The organism is Streptomyces sp. NPDC048825 (genome assembly GCF_043198355.1).
Taxonomy (GTDB): domain Bacteria; phylum Actinomycetota; class Actinomycetes; order Streptomycetales; family Streptomycetaceae; genus Streptomyces; species Streptomyces xiangluensis.
The window spans coordinates 1-16647 of sequence record NZ_JBICUR010000009.1 but is presented as its reverse complement, the minus strand read 5'-3'; the positions used below and the strand labels follow the sequence as shown (position 1 = coordinate 16647).

14 protein-coding genes are annotated in these 16647 nt (G+C 69.8%); 5 read left to right on the top strand and 9 right to left on the bottom strand.

All coding sequences use genetic code 11. From position 1 onward, the window contains the following. Nucleotides 1-69: 69 nt before the first annotated feature. Nucleotides 70-5136 (top strand): DNA repair ATPase, encoded by a 5067-nt coding sequence (locus ACGFNK_RS22020; RefSeq protein ID WP_393418297.1) that lies wholly within the window; start codon nt 70-72, stop codon nt 5134-5136. 159 nt (nt 5137-5295) lie between these two features. Then, nucleotides 5296-5853 (top strand): hypothetical protein, encoded by a 558-nt coding sequence (locus ACGFNK_RS22015; protein WP_393418295.1) that lies wholly within the window; start codon nt 5296-5298, stop codon nt 5851-5853. Nucleotides 5854-5897: 44 nt separating this feature from the next. Here the strand turns inward: ACGFNK_RS22015 and ACGFNK_RS22010 are convergent, their stop codons facing one another. Next, a complete protein-coding gene (locus ACGFNK_RS22010) occupies nt 5898-6374 on the bottom strand; it encodes a CBS domain-containing protein (RefSeq protein WP_393418293.1) in 477 nt (158 codons plus the stop codon). Nucleotides 6375-6722: 348 nt separating this feature from the next. Then, on the bottom strand, nt 6723-6947 hold the full coding sequence (locus ACGFNK_RS22005) for a transposase (RefSeq protein ID WP_393418291.1): 225 nt from the start codon (nt 6945-6947) through the stop codon (nt 6723-6725). 444 nt (nt 6948-7391) lie between these two features. Between ACGFNK_RS22005 and ACGFNK_RS22000 the strand changes: the two genes are divergently transcribed. Next, nucleotides 7392-7697 carry a hypothetical protein gene (locus tag ACGFNK_RS22000; RefSeq protein WP_393418289.1) on the top strand — a complete coding sequence of 102 codons (306 nt, stop codon included), beginning with the start codon at nt 7392-7394 and terminating at the stop codon, nt 7695-7697. Between the two features lie 23 nt (nt 7698-7720). Here ACGFNK_RS22000 and ACGFNK_RS21995 read toward each other — a convergent pair whose 3' ends face one another. Together ACGFNK_RS21995 and ACGFNK_RS21990 are read right to left on the bottom strand one after the other, a co-directional pair. Then, complete coding sequence (locus ACGFNK_RS21995) at nt 7721-8467, bottom strand: hypothetical protein (protein WP_393418287.1); 747 nt, start codon at nt 8465-8467, stop codon at nt 7721-7723. Continuing rightward, entirely contained in the window at nt 8464-9828 is a 1365-nt protein-coding gene (locus ACGFNK_RS21990; protein ID WP_393418285.1) for a putative T7SS-secreted protein, read from the bottom strand. The genes ACGFNK_RS21995 and ACGFNK_RS21990 overlap by 4 nt, the downstream gene beginning before the upstream one ends. Nucleotides 9829-9987: 159 nt before the next feature. Between ACGFNK_RS21990 and ACGFNK_RS21985 the strand changes: the two genes are divergently transcribed. Next, nucleotides 9988-10593, top strand: a complete 606-nt coding sequence (locus tag ACGFNK_RS21985; protein WP_393418283.1) for a hypothetical protein — start codon at nt 9988-9990, stop codon at nt 10591-10593. Nucleotides 10594-10832: 239 nt separating this feature from the next. Here the strand turns inward: ACGFNK_RS21985 and ACGFNK_RS21980 are convergent, their stop codons facing one another. The 3 genes from ACGFNK_RS21980 to ACGFNK_RS21970 are packed head-to-tail and all read right to left on the bottom strand — an operon-like array spanning nt 10833 to nt 13817. Further along, the gene (locus tag ACGFNK_RS21980; protein ID WP_393418281.1) at nt 10833-12131 is read right to left on the bottom strand and encodes an SLC13 family permease; all 1299 of its coding nucleotides are present in this window, start codon (nt 12129-12131) and stop codon (nt 10833-10835) included. After that, nucleotides 12128-12586 carry a CBS domain-containing protein gene (locus ACGFNK_RS21975; RefSeq protein WP_393418279.1) on the bottom strand — a complete coding sequence of 153 codons (459 nt, stop codon included), beginning with the start codon at nt 12584-12586 and terminating at the stop codon, nt 12128-12130. Before ACGFNK_RS21975 ends, ACGFNK_RS21980 begins: the two co-directional genes overlap by 4 nt. After that, nucleotides 12573-13817, bottom strand: coding sequence for a cation:proton antiporter (locus ACGFNK_RS21970; protein ID WP_393418276.1), 1245 nt, complete (start codon nt 13815-13817; stop codon nt 12573-12575). Before ACGFNK_RS21970 ends, ACGFNK_RS21975 begins: the two co-directional genes overlap by 14 nt. A gap of 691 nt (nt 13818-14508) precedes the next feature. Between ACGFNK_RS21970 and ACGFNK_RS21965 the strand changes: the two genes are divergently transcribed. Next, entirely contained in the window at nt 14509-15579 is a 1071-nt protein-coding gene (locus ACGFNK_RS21965; protein WP_393418275.1) for a PucR family transcriptional regulator, read from the top strand. Between the two features lie 408 nt (nt 15580-15987). On the opposite strand, the gene ACGFNK_RS21960 is transcribed toward ACGFNK_RS21965, so the two are convergent. Together ACGFNK_RS21960 and ACGFNK_RS21955 are read right to left on the bottom strand one after the other, a co-directional pair. Next, nucleotides 15988-16182, bottom strand: a complete 195-nt coding sequence (locus tag ACGFNK_RS21960) for a hypothetical protein (protein ID WP_393418273.1) — start codon at nt 16180-16182, stop codon at nt 15988-15990. Nucleotides 16183-16467: 285 nt separating this feature from the next. Next, nucleotides 16468-16647 (bottom strand): hypothetical protein (locus ACGFNK_RS21955; protein ID WP_393418271.1); only part of this gene is annotated, 180 nt, incomplete at its 5' end.

The following is a 16647-nucleotide window of genomic DNA, read 5'->3' as shown; positions in this document are numbered from 1 at the left end:
CCACGAGTCCGGAGCTGCCGCACAGGGGACGGCAGCTCCGGACCCCGCTCCTCGAAGGGAAGCTGGACCATGGCAACCGGCCCGGACACCGGTACGTACGACGCGCTCGACACCGGCACGTACGAAGTGCTGCGCGACCGCCTCGCCGCGCAGGCCGCCGAGCTCGCCCGGCGCGCCGAGGCGCTGAATGCCCGCCGCACCGAGGAGTTCGGCTCGACTCGGCTCGAACTCACCGGCACCGAGCGCATTCGCACCGAGCACAACTGCGTTCCGCGCGACATCGTCGCCGTCGGCGACCACCTGTTGTTCGGCTACAACGTGTTCCTCGGCCTCAAGCCTGAGACGACGGTGGCCGACGTCTTCGCGATGCACGACCACGACTTGAACCGGCTGCCCGAGGACGCCGTCCCAGGTCTCCTCGACGACCCCGCGTTCGTACGGGAGTTCGCGGCCCTCTACCGCTACTACCGTCAGGCCCACCTCCTCCAACTGCGCCGAACCGACGGCAAGTTGCTTGCGGTGTTCCAGACCGGGGAGAAGGCCGAGGACATCCGCGTCCTGCGCTGGGCGCTGTCCGACGACGGCCGGGCGACCTTCCTGGACGCGCGCGGCGAGCGCGATCACGTATTCCCGCCCTCCCACGACTTCGAGTGGATCGACGCGACCCGCGAGGACCACGTCCTCGGCCGCCACCCGCACGTGTCCGTCCAGGGCGAGGTCTTCGTCGAGACGGTCAGCGGCACTCTTACCGTCAAGGTCGAGGACAACACCGAGACCGGGGAGGGGATTTACGCCGAGCCGGTCGACGAGCGGCTGCAGTCCCTCGCCGACGCGGACATCGCCCACGCGCGCGTGGGCGCCCTGGTCCTGCTGCGGATCCGCCCCTACAAGGAGGACGCCCACCGATACCTGGTGTTCAACACGCTCACCAAGGCCGTCGTACGGCTCGACGGCATCGGGCAGGCCTGCCGCCGCCTGCCCGAGGACCAGGGCATCGTCTTCCCGGGCGGCTACTGCCTGGCCACGGGCGCGTACAAGACCTTCGACGGCACGGACACGGCCGACCTGGAGTTCGAGCGCGTGGTCCGCTCGCCCAACGGCGAGGACGTGCTGTTCGCGTTCCACGCGCGCGTGGAGGGCCGCAGCCTGCTGCTGCCCTACAACATGATCCGCAAGGAGGTCGCCACCCCGCTGTCCTGCCACGGCTGGGCCCTGTTCGACGACGGCACGCTCATGGTCCTGCGCGCCGACAGCGACGAGCCGGCCCGCGTGCACCCCATCCAGCTGTGGCGCTCCCCGTACGTCTCCGACACGCACGCCGCCACCGCACCCACCGGCACCGGACCGCTGGCCCGCGTCGGCAACGCCGACCTCGTACGCGGTATCTCCGACTGTCTGTCCGTCACGCGCGCCGTCGCGGACATGACCCCGGCCGGCGAGGTGTACGAGGCCCTGGTCGACGCCTGCGTGCGAGCGGCCGACACCTACCACTGGCTCGGTGACGACGAACTGGGCGACCTGCGCACCCCGCTGGACGCGGTCCGTGCCACGGCCGGGCAGGTGCTGACCGAGTTCGAGACCGTGCAGGACCTCACCCGGCAGGCTGCCAACGCGCTTGGTGAGGCGGCCCAGCGCATCGCCTCGCTCGTACGGCGCCTGCGCGGCGAGGCGCCACGGGACGCCGCCGCCTGGGTGAGCGGCCTGACCGAACTGCGCCACTCCCAGGGGCATCTGCTGACCCTGAAGGAGATGCGGTACGCGGACACCGCTCGCATCGACGAACTCGCCGCCGATGCCGAGGCGGACCTGGCCACCTTCGGGCAGCGTGCCGTCGCCTTCCTGGCCCGCGAGGACGCCTTCACCGGCCACCACCAGGACCTCGAGCAACTCGTCACGGACGCCGAGTCGATCACCACCGTCGCCGAGGCCGCACCCGTCACGGCCCGCCTCGACGAACTGACCGACGGGCTGCAGACCGTCACCGAGGTCGTCGCCGGACTCGACATCGGCGACGCCACGGTCCGTACGTCCATCCTGGAGCGCATCGCCGAGGTCCTGGGCGGCGTCAACCGCGCCCGCGCCACACTCGACGCCCGCCGCCGCGAACTCCTCGACCACGAGGGGCGCGCCGAGTTCGCCGCCGAGTTCGCGCTCCTCGGCCAGTCCGCCGCCGGCGCGCTCACGGCCGCCGACAGCCTGGAGTCCTGCGACGAGCAACTCGCCCGCCTGCTCGTCCAGTTGGAGAACCTGGAAGCCCGCTTCGCCGACTTCGACGACTTCCTCGGCGAGCTGGCGGACAAGCGCACCGAGGTCTACGAGGCGTTCTCCGCACGCAAGCAGACCCTCGCCGACGCCCGCGCCCGCCGGGCCGAACAGCTCGCCGCCTCGGCGTCCCGGGTCCTGGAGACGGTGGCACGCCGCGCCGCCACGCTCGCCGACACCGACGCGGTCAGCACCTACTTCGCCTCCGACCCGATGGTCGCCAAGGTCCGGCGTACGGCGGACGAGCTGCGCGAACTGGGCGACCAGGTGCGCGCGGAGGAGCTGGACGGCCGGCTGAATGCCGCCCGTCAGGAGGCGTCCCGCGCCCTGCGCGACCGCACCGATCTGTACGCCGACGGCGGCCGCACCCTCCGCCTGGGCCGCCACCGCTTCGCTGTCAACACCCAGCCGCTCGACCTCACGCTGGTTCCGCACGGTGACGGTCTCGCCTTCGCGCTCACCGGCACGGACTACCGCTCACCGGTGACGGACCCGGAGTTCGCGGCCACCCGCCCGTACTGGGACCGGCCGCTGCCCTCCGAGTCCCCCAACGTCTACCGGGCCGAACACCTCGCCGCCCGGCTCCTGGACGAGCACGGCGCGGCCGCGCTGGCCAAGACCGGCGACCTCGCCATCCTCGTACGGCAGGCCGCGGAGGCGTCGTACGACGAGGGCTACGAGCGCGGCGTCCACGACCACGACGCGACCGCGATCCTCGCCGCGTTGCTACGGCTGCACGAGGGAGCGGGCCCGCTGCGGCACCGGCCTGCCGCCCGCGCCGCCGCCCAGCTCTTCTGGGCCCACGGCACCACTGATGACGAGCGCGCGTTCTGGACTCGCCGAGCTGTGTCGCTGGCCCGCGCCCGCGACACGTTCGGGCTCGCCCCCGCGATCGCCGACTTCGAGAGGGAGCTGGCGGAGGCGATCGGCGCGTGGGCCGGGACGCGCGCCGCGATGGCGGGCTCCGTGGCTGCCGCGGCGGCGACGCTGCGAGGGCCGAGCGCTGAAATCGGCGTGGTAGCCGGTCCCGCCACGGTGGGGAGCGTGCAGACCGGATCCGCCACGGCCGGTGGGACGCCGACCGGGCGCGCCGACCAGGCACTCGCCGCCGCGTACCTCTTCGAGGAGCTGACCAGGGGCCCCGACGGGTTCGTCATCAGCTCGGCCGCGCGCACGCTGCTCGACAAGTTCCGCCGTACGGTGGGCACTTCCGCGTACGACGAGGATCTCGCCGCGCTCGACGACCTCGCCGTACGCCGCCAGCTGGTGGAGGCGTGGCTGTCCGCGTACATCTCCGCCACCGGCAAGGACCTCGACCCCGGTGACCTCGCCGAGTCCGTGGCCGCCGAACTCTGCCAGGACCTGGCGCGCTACGAGTCCGACGCGCCGCTGACCGAGACGGTCGAGGGACTGCTGGGCTCCCACCCGCGCATCACCGGCCGTACGCTCACAGTCCGCATCGACGAACTCCTCGCCCGCACCGGCGACTTCCGCACCCGTTACGTGCCCGGCCACCGCGCCTACCAGCGGCAGCGCACCGCCTTGGTCGCCGCCGAGCGGTCCCGTATCCGACTGGACGAGTACCGCCCGCGAGTGATGACCGCGTTCGTACGCAACCGCCTCATCGACGAGGTCTACCTGCCCCTCATCGGCGACAACCTCGCCAAGCAGCTCGGCACGACCGGTGACGGCAAGCGGACCGACAGCGGAGGTCTGCTGCTGCTCGTCTCGCCGCCCGGCTACGGCAAGACGACGCTCATGGAGTATGTCGCCGACCGCCTCGGTCTTGTCCTGGTCAAGGTCAACGGCCCGGCCCTCGGGCACGCGGTCACCTCGCTCGACCCGGCCGAGGCCCCGAACGTCACCGCCCGCCAGGAGATCGAGAAAATCAACTTCGCGCTGGAGGCGGGCAACAACACGCTCCTCTACCTCGACGACATCCAGCACACCTCGCCCGAGCTGCTGCAGAAGTTCATCCCGCTGTGCGATGCCACGCGCCGTATCGAGGGCGTGCGGAACGGCGAGCCGCGCACCTATGACCTGCGGGGCAAGCGCTTCGCGGTCTGCATGGCGGGCAACCCCTACACCGAGTCGGGCAGCCGCTTCCGCGTCCCGGACATGCTGGCCAACCGTGCCGACGTATGGAACCTCGGTGACGTCCTGACCGGCAAGGAGGACGCCTTCGCGGTCAGCTTCATCGAGAACGCCCTGACCGCGACCGCGGTCCTGGCCCCCCTCGCGGGCCGCGACCGCGCCGACCTCGACCTGCTGATCCGGCTGGCCGAGGGCGACTCCACCGCTCGCGCCGACGACCTCACCCACCCGTACGCCCCCGCCGAACTGGAACAGATCCTCGCCGTCCTGCGCCACCTGCTCACCACGCGCGAGACGGTCCTCGCGGTGAACGCGGCCTACATCGCCTCCGCCGCGCAGACCGACAGCACGCGCACCGAGCCGCCCTTCCGACTCCAGGGCTCCTACCGCAACATGAACAAGATCGCCCAGCGCATCCAGCCCGTCATGAACGACGCGGAGCTGGCCGCCGTCCTGGACGACCACTACACGGCCGAGGCCCAGACCCTCACCACCGGAGCCGAGGCCAACCTGCTGAAACTGGCCGAGCTACGCGGCACCCTCAGCACCGGACAGGTCGCACGCTGGGCCGAGTTGAAGGCCACGTACGTCCGCACACAGACCCTCGGCGGCCCGGACGGCGACCCCCTCACCAGGGCAGTTGCCGCCCTCGGTCTCCTCGCAGACCGCGTCGCCGCCGTCGAGTCGGCCATCACCCGCGCCACCGACCCCCGCCACTTCATGGCCAACCCCGCAGCCCGCCACGCGGCACGCCCGGCCCCTGATCCCGGGGAGCGCTGAGGTGCCCCGGGCGGCGCGCCCTGCGCAAGGCGCTCGATCGGCAGGCGCGGGACCGGACGGAGCGGCATTTTCCATCGGTGGGCCCTGCTGACCCTCCGGCCCAAGGCAGCTTTGTCACGGACAGAGACATGACCCGGTGGCGTGCCTAATGTGGCTCGCATGGAACGGCGCAGCAAGAAGCGTGCCTCAGTAGGCGACACCCACCGTGTGGCTGCCGTCGCAGTGGTCCATGACCGTTACTGGGCGCGGGAGCTGCGCAGCGCGGTGTTCTATGGAGTGCTGCTCTTCGGGATGCTGATGCTGCTCGACTGGGGGCTCGTGGGGCTCACCGCCACGCGCGCCGTGCTGTGGGCCGCACTCGCCGTGCTGCTCCTGATCATCCTGACGCCGCCACGAGTGAGCGCGGAAAACGGTGGACTCGACGCACGCGGGCTCGTGTCCCACCACCACGTGCGCACCGACCAACTGGCGGCCGTGCGGATGTCCGAAGGGGTCGCCGAGCGGTTGGTCCTGAGCGATACGTCCGGTGGACGGCTGGTGCTGGACCCGCGTGTCCTGGTCACCAACCCGCTGCTGTGGCACGAGCTGGATCAGGGTGCGCGCCGGTCCCTGGAGCAGGGGACGCTGCGGTCTGGCATGCCGGTGCTGGAACGGCTGAGGGTGCGGATCGACGCCGAGGCATGGCGCGGAATCCTTCGGGTCTCCGGCATGGAATAGCCCGTACGCGCCGAGGGGTCGCGCCCGGTCACGTGGTAGTCACCTCACGTGGTACTCAACGCCCCTGTGGCACCCAGGAGTTCATGGAGCAGGTGCGAGGCGGTGATCACACCCAGCAGATGCGTGCCGTCCTTGGCCTTCTCCGCCACCGCCACCAGCGGGCTGCGTACCTGTGCCATCAGCGCGGCCACCTCCAGCGCGGTGTCGTCCGGGTCGGCGATCGGCGGCGGGGCCGCCTTGCTGGACAGGCAGTCCCCGACGCGGCGGCCGGCCAGCGCCTGGCAGAGCCGGTCGGCATGCTTTTCGTCGACGACCGCGGCGAGCGTGGGGTCCTCGATGACGTATGCGGGCACCAGCACCTTGATCATCTGGGAGGCGGGCAGGATCGCCTTCGGCTCGCCCCGCTCGTCGAGCACCAGCAGACCGGGCAGCTTGTGCTCGGCCATCAGCCGGGCCGCCTCCAAGGCGTCACTGTCGACGCTCACCGTTTCGTATCCGACCGCCAGGTCACGAGCTCGCACGACCGGCTCCTCATCTGATGGAAATGTTCCTGTACACAGCGTCGTACGCATTCGGGACGCGGGCCAGGTCATTGACACGAAACATACGCGGCGATCCCCACTGAACGCGGATCGCGTCACTCCGATCACGAACCGTGACCGTCACGCGCCTCGGGGATTGACAAGAGCGGCGACCACATATCCGAGCCCCGACCGACGGCGAAGCACGGCTCCATGCGGCCTCCGGAGGCCGCATGGCCGCAGCGCGGTGCCCGAGCGGGATGTCCCGCCAGGGCAGCTTCCTGACCTGGGCGTACAAGCCGGGATGGTTCTTCTTCACCACAGCCACGTAGTGAGCGCCGCGGCCGATCAGACAGGCCCCGTCAGCGCGTCGGCGGTCACCACCGTGTTCTGTAGATCCAGGCCGTCCAGAAGGGGTGCGAAGGAGGGAATCTCGTTGCTCTTGGAGGCGACCTGCTGCTGGGCCAGGACCACGCTGTGGTGGTCCATCGCCATCAGCAGCTGGATCGCTGTGGCGGTCTTGGTCCGTGACCCGCGTACCACCTTGCCGTCGACCGAGATCACCCGCCGCACCGGTCCCTTCTTCGTCTCCGGCTCGGCCGGGGCGGCGTTCTGGCCTGCAGATACGCGCTGATCACCGCGCCCAGCGCGTCACTGTCCACACGCTGCAGCAGGCGGCGCACAGTTGCGCGTGCGGTACCGGTCGCAGGCCGGTGAGTGGATCGGCCGCGAAGCCGAGGACACCCAGCACATGCTGCGGGGTCTGTGAAAGGGGAGGGTGAAGGGGCATTTCATCGTGAAGTAGAGGGGCTGATTCCGCGCGCCCTTCGTGTCGACTCCACGCTCGTCGCCTTCCGCCTCAACACCCTGCTGGACGCCACCGCCCGTACCGCACGACCGACGTCGACGAAGTGAGCATCAGCGGCCGGGCAACGGGAAGCGGCTGGCGAAACCGCGGACCCGCGCCTAACGTCAGTGCTCTTGAGCCACCGGTGGCATGCGGCGTGGGGAGTCGGGTTGTCCTTCTTGAAGTTCGCGGGTGATGAAGTGCTGGAGATGGCGGGCACGCTGGAGACCAGCGGTGGTCAGATGAAGTCCGCCTCCAAGGAGATGAAGCACGCCGACTCCTCGCAGATCGGGCACAGCGGCCTCGAGTCCGCCTGTGACGACTTCGCGGACTCGTGGGACTACGGCTTCGGGGAGCTCTCCAAGCTCACCAAGGGCGTCTCGAAGTTCGCCAAGAAGGCGAGAGAGGAATTCACCAAGCTGGACCAGAAGCTGTACGACGACTTGAAGAAGAAGACGAGCGAGGGCAAGAAGTAGCCCGCGCCCGCTGCCCTCCAGGCTCAGCGGTTCTCCTTCGGTACGTCGAAGGTGAACGTCCGGCCTATCTGTGCCAGGCGCCCGCAGTAGGAGTCCAGCAGGAACACCGACGGCGTGGAAATCGTCACGTACGCACAGTAGCCGCGCGGCGCCGGAACGATCAGCTGGAGCAAGGCCATGGGCAGCGTCGGCCGCACCGCCTCCCCCGTACCGGCGACGTCCGCGATGCCGGTCTCGGCCGCGAACGCGGCGGGCAGGGTGAGCAGTCGCAGGGACGCGGACATGACGCCGGGCCCGGACGGCAGCTTGGCCGCCAGCAGCATGTCCTGCCTGCCTTGCACACCCTTGCCCAGCGCGAAGTCCAGCTCCTGGAGCTCACGTTCGCCCGCGAAGAACTTCTGCTCCTTCGCCCGGTAGATGCCCTCGGCGGCCAGCAGCCGGTCGCGGTGCCCGCTGGGCTTCACGGTGACGGCGAGCAGGCCCATGGAGAGCCGCTCGTCACCGTCAACGTCCTCGGTGCCCAGGCACATAGCGGTGAGGACGACTGTCTCCTCGCCGCCCGCCGACAGCCCCGGCAGGGTGGCGCGCAACTGCTGGGTGGCGGAGGCGAGTTGCTCCTCGTCGGCGTCCGGGATGAGCTTCGCCAGTGATTCCCGCCAGCCGTCGGAGGCGGTGTGGTCGGGCAGGCGGACGAACTCGTCGGGGACCGTGTACTGGAAGGCGTACGGGATCTCGCGTGCGGCGGCGGCTTCGACGGGGCTCTGGGTCATGCGACGGTCCCGAAGTTCGAGGGCTGCAGGCCCCTCGTGAAGCTGTCCCCGGCGGACGTGAGCGTCGTGCCGGTGTCGAACCGCGGTCCCAGCGGGCCGGGTGCCATGGTCCTGGGCTCGTTGTCCGGCGCCTCGTAGTCGAAGAATGCGGCCCCGGGACCGACCAGAGGGATGTCGGAGATGTTCCAGTCGCCGTCCAGCCACCGGCCCTCGTTCGTGTTGGAGCCCGCCGCGAAGCCCACGCCGGTGACCGTGCCGACGACGTCGAGCGTCCTGCCGGTGGCGACATGAACCCAGCCCTGGCCGGACATGGCGAAGCCGCGCAGGGAGTTGGACATGCCGCTGGGGATCTTGGCGATGTTGCCCCAGGCACCGGGGCCGATCTTGCCGAGTGTCGCCATGAACCCCTCGGACGCCCGCAGCGCCCGCCCGGACTGCACCATCAACCGCCCGGCCTGGGCCAGCTTGGCGCCCGCGAGCCCCACGCCGCCGGCGACCACGCCGAGCGCGTCCCAGGCGAGGGTCTGCCAGGTCACGCCCTCCGCGCCGCCGATCATGGCGGCGCTGTGCGCGGCCAGCGCGCCGATGCCGACGATGAGGCCGATCAGGCCCAGCGCTCCGACGCCGGTGCCCAGGGCCAGGGCGACGAGGCAGATGACGCCGATGACCATGGCGATATCGGCGAGGATGTCGCCGACCAGCTTCCAGAAGTTCGGGTCGCTCAGGATGTTCCAGGCGTCGGCGAGGAAGTCCGTGAAGCCGTCCACCAAGTCGTCGAACCAGCCGGGCTCGGGCGGTGCGTCGTCCGCGGCGTCCTTGATCGTGCGGGCGGTGGCGTCGGCGGCGGTGGTGTACTCGATGTGCAGGGTCCGCGCCCGGCTGCGTACGTCCTCCAGCTCGTCGTTGGCCGTCTCGTACGCCTTCTGCTTGCCCCGCTTGTCCTTGTCGTGCTCGTCCTTCTCCTTCTCGGAGAGCGTGGTCGTGTCCTTCGGCAGCCCGTCCAGGTTGCCCTTCGCGGTGCTCACCTTCCGGGCGGCCGCGGCGGCCTCCTCCTCCAGCCTGCGGGCCCGCGACTGGAAGCCGTCGAGGCTGGTCTCCCAGTTCGACAGTGCCCGGTGGGCCGAACTGATCGAGTCCAGCGCCTTCTTGAGGTACGGGGGGATCTTCTCGACGGATTTGGTGAACGTGTCGGCGGACTTGCCCACCCAGATCCCGTCGGACGTACCGATCTTGCTGAGCTGCATCTGGGCGGTGCCGCTGTCGCGGTTGACCCGTCCGATAGCGGAGACCATCAGCCGCACGGTTTCCAGGTCTCCCGGTGCCGGATCGAACCCGAGATTGGGATACTTCGACGAACCCACCGCTCATCCCCCTACAACTGCCGCTCGCCTCCCGTCCGTGGGGAGCCGGATCATCCAGGTGACAGGAAGCTATCCGTGATGTGAGCGGTTCCGCCATCGTCGTGACCACACCGCTACGGCATGCTGACAGCGCCCACAAAACCGGAACCAGGAGGCGTGATGTTCCTGCAGCCCCAGCTGAAGGCCCTGCTGCGGGACGGCTCGCAGGGCGCGCAGCGTCACGACGCCCGCAATCTGCAGCGGTCCTGGCGGAAGTTCGCGGCCTTCTCCTACGTCGCCGAGCAGTACGGCTATCGATACGAGGGGCTGTCCCCGATCTCGCCGAAGGGGAGCCCGAACCCGTACTTCGCCTTCCGTCGCCTGCCAGACGCCGTCGAGCGAGCGACCCGCACCGCCGAGCGGTACCCGACTGCGCTGCAAGGCGGTCAGCTGCCGGGCATGCGCCCTGGCGGGGGGCGTCTGCGTCCGCTGCCCGAAGCCCAGCGCGACGTCGACCTGCTGCACGCCCGCATCCTGGTCGACTACAGCCGCACTCACCGGCGGCGCGGCCTGATCGCGCTCGTGATCCTCCCGGTCGCCATGCTCATCCCGCTCTCCCAGACCGGCTTCACCCCGACCGCCCTGCTGGTCTGCGCCGCCGTCTGGCTGCTCTTCGCCGCGCTGTGGGCACTTGGCCTGTTTCTCGCCCGGCGTCGCCTCACGAAGTACGGGCGCATCCTGACCGCGGCCGGAATCGACTGGCCGCCGGCGCGAGCGCGTACGTGATTGCCGGGATCGGGAAGACGCTCAGGGCACGACCTTGCCGATGACGGTCAATGCTCCGGGGGGTGGCCAGGTAATGCCGGAAGACGACCTCCGCTGCCTCCAGCCGGGTCACCTCCGCCTCGGTCTCGGCCAGTTCCCTGCGCAGCGGCACCACCCGCTCCTCCAACCCATTGGCGGCGTGGAGAGACCCTCTGTGCACCTGGCGTGCTGCAGTCTGTGGATGACGCAGCAGCCGTCCGTCAGGCGAGGGCGAAGTAGCGCAGCCACACGTAGCCGACGGAGAGCGCGACAGTGACGACGGTGACGACAAGTCCGTACTTGGTGAACTGCCAGAAGGAGATGGGCTGTCGGTTTCGTTCGGCGATGCCGAGCACGACCACGTTCGCGGAGGCGCCGATGGCGGTGGCGTTGCCGCCGAGGTCGGCGCCGATGGCCAGGGCCCACCACATGACGTGGTTGCCCGACCCGCCCATCGACTGCACGAGGTCGCTGGTGATCGGGGCCATGGTGGCGACGTACGGGATGTTGTCGACGATGCCGGACAGCACGGCCGACGCGCTCAACAGCAGCATCGAGCCGCCGAGTTCGTTGTCACCGATCGCGTCGGCGAGAGTCTTGGAGACCTCGCCGATGACGCCGGTCTCGATCAGTCCGCCGATCATGATGAACAGGCCGGCGAAGAAGGCCAGGGTGGGCCATTCGACCTCGCCGAGAACGTCGCCCGTCTCCACGGCGGAGATGGCGATGAGCAGGCCCGCGCCGAGCAGCGCGACCACGCTGGGCTCGTAGTGCAGGACCGGGTGCAGCACGAAACCGATGACGACCAGGGCGAGCACCACGAGCCCTTGGACGAGCAGACGAGGGTCATGGATGGCCTCGCGCTCCTCCAGCGCCATGACCTCGTCGGCGCGCGCCTCGTCATAGACGAAGGACTTGCGGAACAGGAAGCGGCACAGCGCGACGAGCACCACGATCAGGATCGCGGACAGCGGGGCGAGATGGACCAGGAAGTCGTTGAAAGTGAGCCCGGCCCGGCTCGCGATGATGATGTTCGGCGGGTCGCCGACCAGCGTCGCCATACCGCCGATGTTCGAGGCCAGCACCTCGGCGATCAGGAAGGGCGCAGCCGGCAGGGACAGCCGCTCGCACACCAGCAGCGTGACCGGCGCGATGAGCAGGACCGTGGTGACGTTGTCGAGCAGCGCCGAGGCCATGGCGGTGATGACGATCAGCATCACCATGACCCGGAAGGGTTTGGCCTTGGCCCGTTTCACGGACCAAATCGCCAGGTATTCGAACATGCCGGTCTTCTTTAGCACGCCGACGATCATCATCATGCCCAGGAGCAGGAAGATGACGTTCCAGTCGACCCCGCTGTGCTCGGAGAAGAAGGCCGACTTGTCGTCGGTCGCCCCGATCGCCAGCATCAGCGCGGCGCCGCCGAGGGCTGCCCCCACACGATGGATCTTTTCGCTGATGATCAGGCCGTACGTCGCCACGAAGACGACGATTGCCGCCCAGCTCTGCCAGCCGTTCACGATCCTCCGATGAGTCGTTCCATGAGGCGGGCGGCCGTGACGGCGCCCACCAACTGGGCACGGTCGCCGTCGCGTTCCACGACGGCGACGAGCGGGCTATGTGCGCGGGCCATGAGGGCGGCGATCTGCAGGACACCCGCGTCCGGCCCGACGACCGGCGCCCAGAAACGGCGCCGCGGCAGCCATTCGGCAACCGTGAGTCCGGCCATCCTCTCCGGCACGTCGTCGAGGCACCGGTCGTCGAGCACTGCGGTGAGTGGCGGGTCCTCCAGCGCGTACTCGGGCAGCAGCTGCCCGATGAGCTGGGAGCCGGGCACGATGGCGTACGGCTGTTCGTCGGTGTCGACGACCAGCAGTGCGGGCAGTTGGTGTTCGGCCAGCAACAGGGCCGCCGTGGTGGCGTCGTCGTCTGTGGACACGAACGGGTAGGGCTCGGCAAGTTCACGCGCCGACATGGCCGGTCTCCTTCTTGGTGCGGGCGGTGTCCTCGTCGTGGCGGGCACCGGGCACACCGGCCAGCTCGTCGACGTGGAACAGGCGGGCGATCGGCACGTCAGTGCTGCTGTGCGCGACGATCGAGAAGGCGATGCAGACGGCGATGAGCGTGAACGCCTCCTCGCCCTGCGGTATCCCGGCCTGCAGCACCAGCAGCCCGTAAACCACCGAGGCGAACCCCTTCGGGCCGAACCAGGCGGCGACCAGCTTCTCCCGCCGGTCGAACCGGGTGCCCAGCAGCGAGAGCAGCAGCGACGCCGGCCGGATCAGCACGATGGCCAGGACGACGGCGACATAACCGCCCACCGACAGGTCCCCGAAGAGCTGCGGGGTGAGCAGCGCACCGAACACCAGCAGTGCCGCGAACTTCGCCAGCTCGGCCAGCGCCTCGCCGAGCGGTTCGAACGCTGTCTTCGCCTCCGGGGAGCGGGCGGTGAGGACGGCGCCCGCGGAGAACGCCGCGAGGTAGGGGTTGGCATGGGTGAGGTGGCACGTGGCGTACAGGATCACGCCGATCGCCAGCGGCAGCAGCGGTTGCAGCTTGGGCTCGGCGCCCAGCAGCCGGAAGCGTACGAGGCCGATCACGGTCAGCGGCAGCACGACCCCGAAGACCAGGCCGAGGACCAGCTCCAGCGCGATCTTCGCCAGGGACGCCTCGGCGTGCCCGGCTGTGGGTCCGGCCGCGGCGATGAAAATGAGGACGACCGGCAGGGCGAGCCCGTCGTTGATGCCGCTCTCCACGTTCAGCAACTGCCGCAGTTTCGCGGGGACTTCCTTACGACCCACTATGGCCGAGGCGAACACCGGGTCGGTCGGTGCCAGGACGGCGCCGACCAGGAAGGACGTCGTCCAGTCCAGGCCCACCAGGAAGTGCGTGATCAGCGCCATGCCGATGAACGCGAGCGGCATGCCGAGCCCGAGGGCGCGGGCCGGGTTCTTCCAGTTGGCGCGCAGGGTCGGGAAGGAGACGTGCATGCCATCGGTGAACAGCACCGCGAACAGCGCCAGATCGGCCGTAACAGACACGATGTCGCTGTCCGGAGTGATGTGGATCAGGCCGAGGAAACCGTCGCTGACCAGGGCACCGCCGACAAGAAACAGGAAGGAGGTGGACAGCACCGTCCGGGCCGCCAAGCCCGACAGCAGCACCGCGATGAGCAGCGCCACCCCGAAGACCACGACAAGCACCATGAGCCCGACCCCGATCGGTGAAGAGAGTTATCTCAAGACCGCCGACCAGGCTTCCCGGCACACCGAAGGGAACCCTACACGTTCTTTATGCGGCATTAACAGGTCCTCTGCGTGCACTCGAGCGGCCCGAAGATTGCCGGATTCCGGCATAGTCAGCTGCCTTCGGCTCTTCCTGCCCCAGTACTCCGCCACCCAGGGACTCCTGGTCGCGCGGTATCCGGAGACCGCGGCGGTGCTCCGGACGGGTGCGCCGACCACATGAGCCGCCGCATGGAACGATCCACCTCACTGGGGGCCGCCGTCGTTGTCCGACAGGGCACGGGACAGGCCGACCTGGCGCAGGACCGACTGCGCCCGGTCTTCGGCATGTGTGATGACCAGCCGTGTGCCCCGCCCGGGGGTGCATCAGGGGCTCCGGGGCAGGCGGGCATGTCCGCCGACCAGGCTTCCCGGCACACCTGCGGGCAGCGTATGGCCGTAACAGCGGGAGCGCCCGACATGTCCTCCCTTCGGTGACCTGCCGCGGCTCCTCGCCGCTGGTGTCCTGACCCAGCCAAACCCTTCGCCCATGTGTCGCCATGTTCTACGCGCTTGCAGCAATCCGGCAGCGCTTTCGCCCCCGACGGATCGCGTGCCCTGGCGCATGCGCTAAAAAGGCGTCAGCGGTGCACCAACGGATCCGGGGGCGTACATGGCGGGGCGAGACGTATCCGAGGAGTACCAGGAGTACCTGGCCGGGTACGCCCGCATCCTGGCTGACGCCTCCGAGACCGGCCGTCGCCTGACCCGGGAGGAACTCGACTCGCGCCGTGTCCTGGGCGAGCAGGCGGCGGAGGCCGGTCTCGGCCTGCGTGCCCTGGTCGGTGCCCACATGGCCGCCACCCGGGCCGGCCGACCGACCGCGAACGGTGCATCCATGGACAGCGTGCTGGCCGCCGCGGCACAGGCCATCGACGCGTTCGCCGAGGGCTACGAACGGGCCCAACATCTGGCCGTACGCCAAGAAGAGGCCGCCCGCCGCGAGTTCATCGACGACCTGCTCTATGGCCGTAGCGACCTGGGCCGACTGGCTCAGCGCGCGGAACGCTACGGGCTGCGGCTGGCCTCCGCGCACGCGGTCGCCGTGGCGCGCGGCAAGGACGCGTACGGCGAGGGAGACCCGGTCCCTCGTGAGGTGGAGCGCGCGTTGATCGGCCGGTTCAGTGACCGCAGCATCCTGCTCACCACCAAGGACGGCCGGCTCGTGTGCATCGCCCCCGGCGACCAGGACGAGGTCGTCACCTACTTCGCCAAGCAGGCGTTCGCCGCCACCGACGGGGGACAGGTGGCGATCGGCCGCCCGCAGCCCGGCGCGGCCGGTGTCGTCCAGTCGTACGAGGAGGCGTTGAACGCCCTCGGCCTTGCCGAACGCCTGGAACTCGACGCGCCCATCCTCCGCGCCGCCGACCTCCTCGTCTATCCCGTCCTCACCCGCGACCGGCAGGCCATGGCCGACCTGGTGCAGAGCACCCTCGGCCCGCTCATCGCGGCCCGCGGCGGCGCCCAGTCGCTCCTCGACACCCTCACCGCGTACTTCGACTCCGGCTGCGTGGCCGCGGAGGCGGCCCGGCGGCTGTCACTGAGCGTGCGCGCCTTCACCTACCGCCTGGATCGCATCCACAAGCTCACCGGCGCGAACCCTGCCGACCCGGTGCACCGCTACACACTGCAGACCGCGGTGATCGGGGCCCGGCTCCTGGACTGGCCGACGAAGTCCTTCTGAGGGGTGCGGGTCCGCACGTGGCGGCAGAGTAAGTGCGTGTTTCTAAGCCCCGGTTCTGAGTAGACGCTGGCCTGGTGTCCGAGGACGCCGGTCGGGCCGGGGAAAGGATCTGCGGGTGCTGCGGCGAACGGCTGAGGCCGGGAGCCCGGCCCGGGGCGCTGTTCGTCGGTGTGTCGGTCCGGGCAGTGGCGTCGGGAACGGCGGTTGCGCAGGCGGCTGGCGGCCGTTCAGGGCGATACGGGCGAGGTGGAGTGCCCGGAGTGCGGGGCCCGGTGGGTGGTCGGCGTCGACCGCCGCTCGGATGCGTTGTTCTGCTCGCGGCGGTGCAAGGTGAGGGCCTGGAGGCGCCGGGCGACGCGGGCCTCCGCATCAATCAAGCCTGGGCCGACCCGAACGCCGGCTTCGCACTCACTCTCGCCACCGCTCACTGACGCACTTCTTCATGCCCGCCAACCGCTTCGGCCACATCGCCCGCAGCACCTTGATCCGCGCCGCCTCGACCTGACCGACCCCCAGGGCGGCATCGAGCGCGTGACCGTCGACGCGGACGGGCTGATCAGGGTGCTGCGGGTGCTCAGCTTGGAGAGCGACGGCGCCTGACACGCCAGATGGGACGGGAGCCGGTGGTGGCGATCGTGACCGGTTCCCGTCCCGCAAGCCGGGAACGAGCCCGCTCCCGCCACGCCCCACAGGTCTCGGCAGAGGTAGGCCCAGCACTGCATCGGAGTTGGCCGTTCAACCGCCTTGTGGCCGTGCCCGTGCCTCAAGGAGCAGCGGCCCAGCGGTATCCCACAACCCGTCCGGCACGTTCCAGCGCCACGTTCACAGCCCCATACCGGGTCAACGTCCACGTCGGCAAGGACACGGTCTAAGACCAATGCCGTTGCTTTATGGGTCTGCGGGTTGGGGTCGTTTGATGCGGATGGCTTGGGTGCCGGTGCGGGTGGGCTGGGGCCAGGCGTGGTGCTCGGCTCGCTTGAGCCAGTAGTTGGACATCTTGCGCTTCACGACACGGGGCTGGCTGCGGAGTCGTCTGGCGGGCAGGAGTCTTTCCAGGAGGTCCTCTTG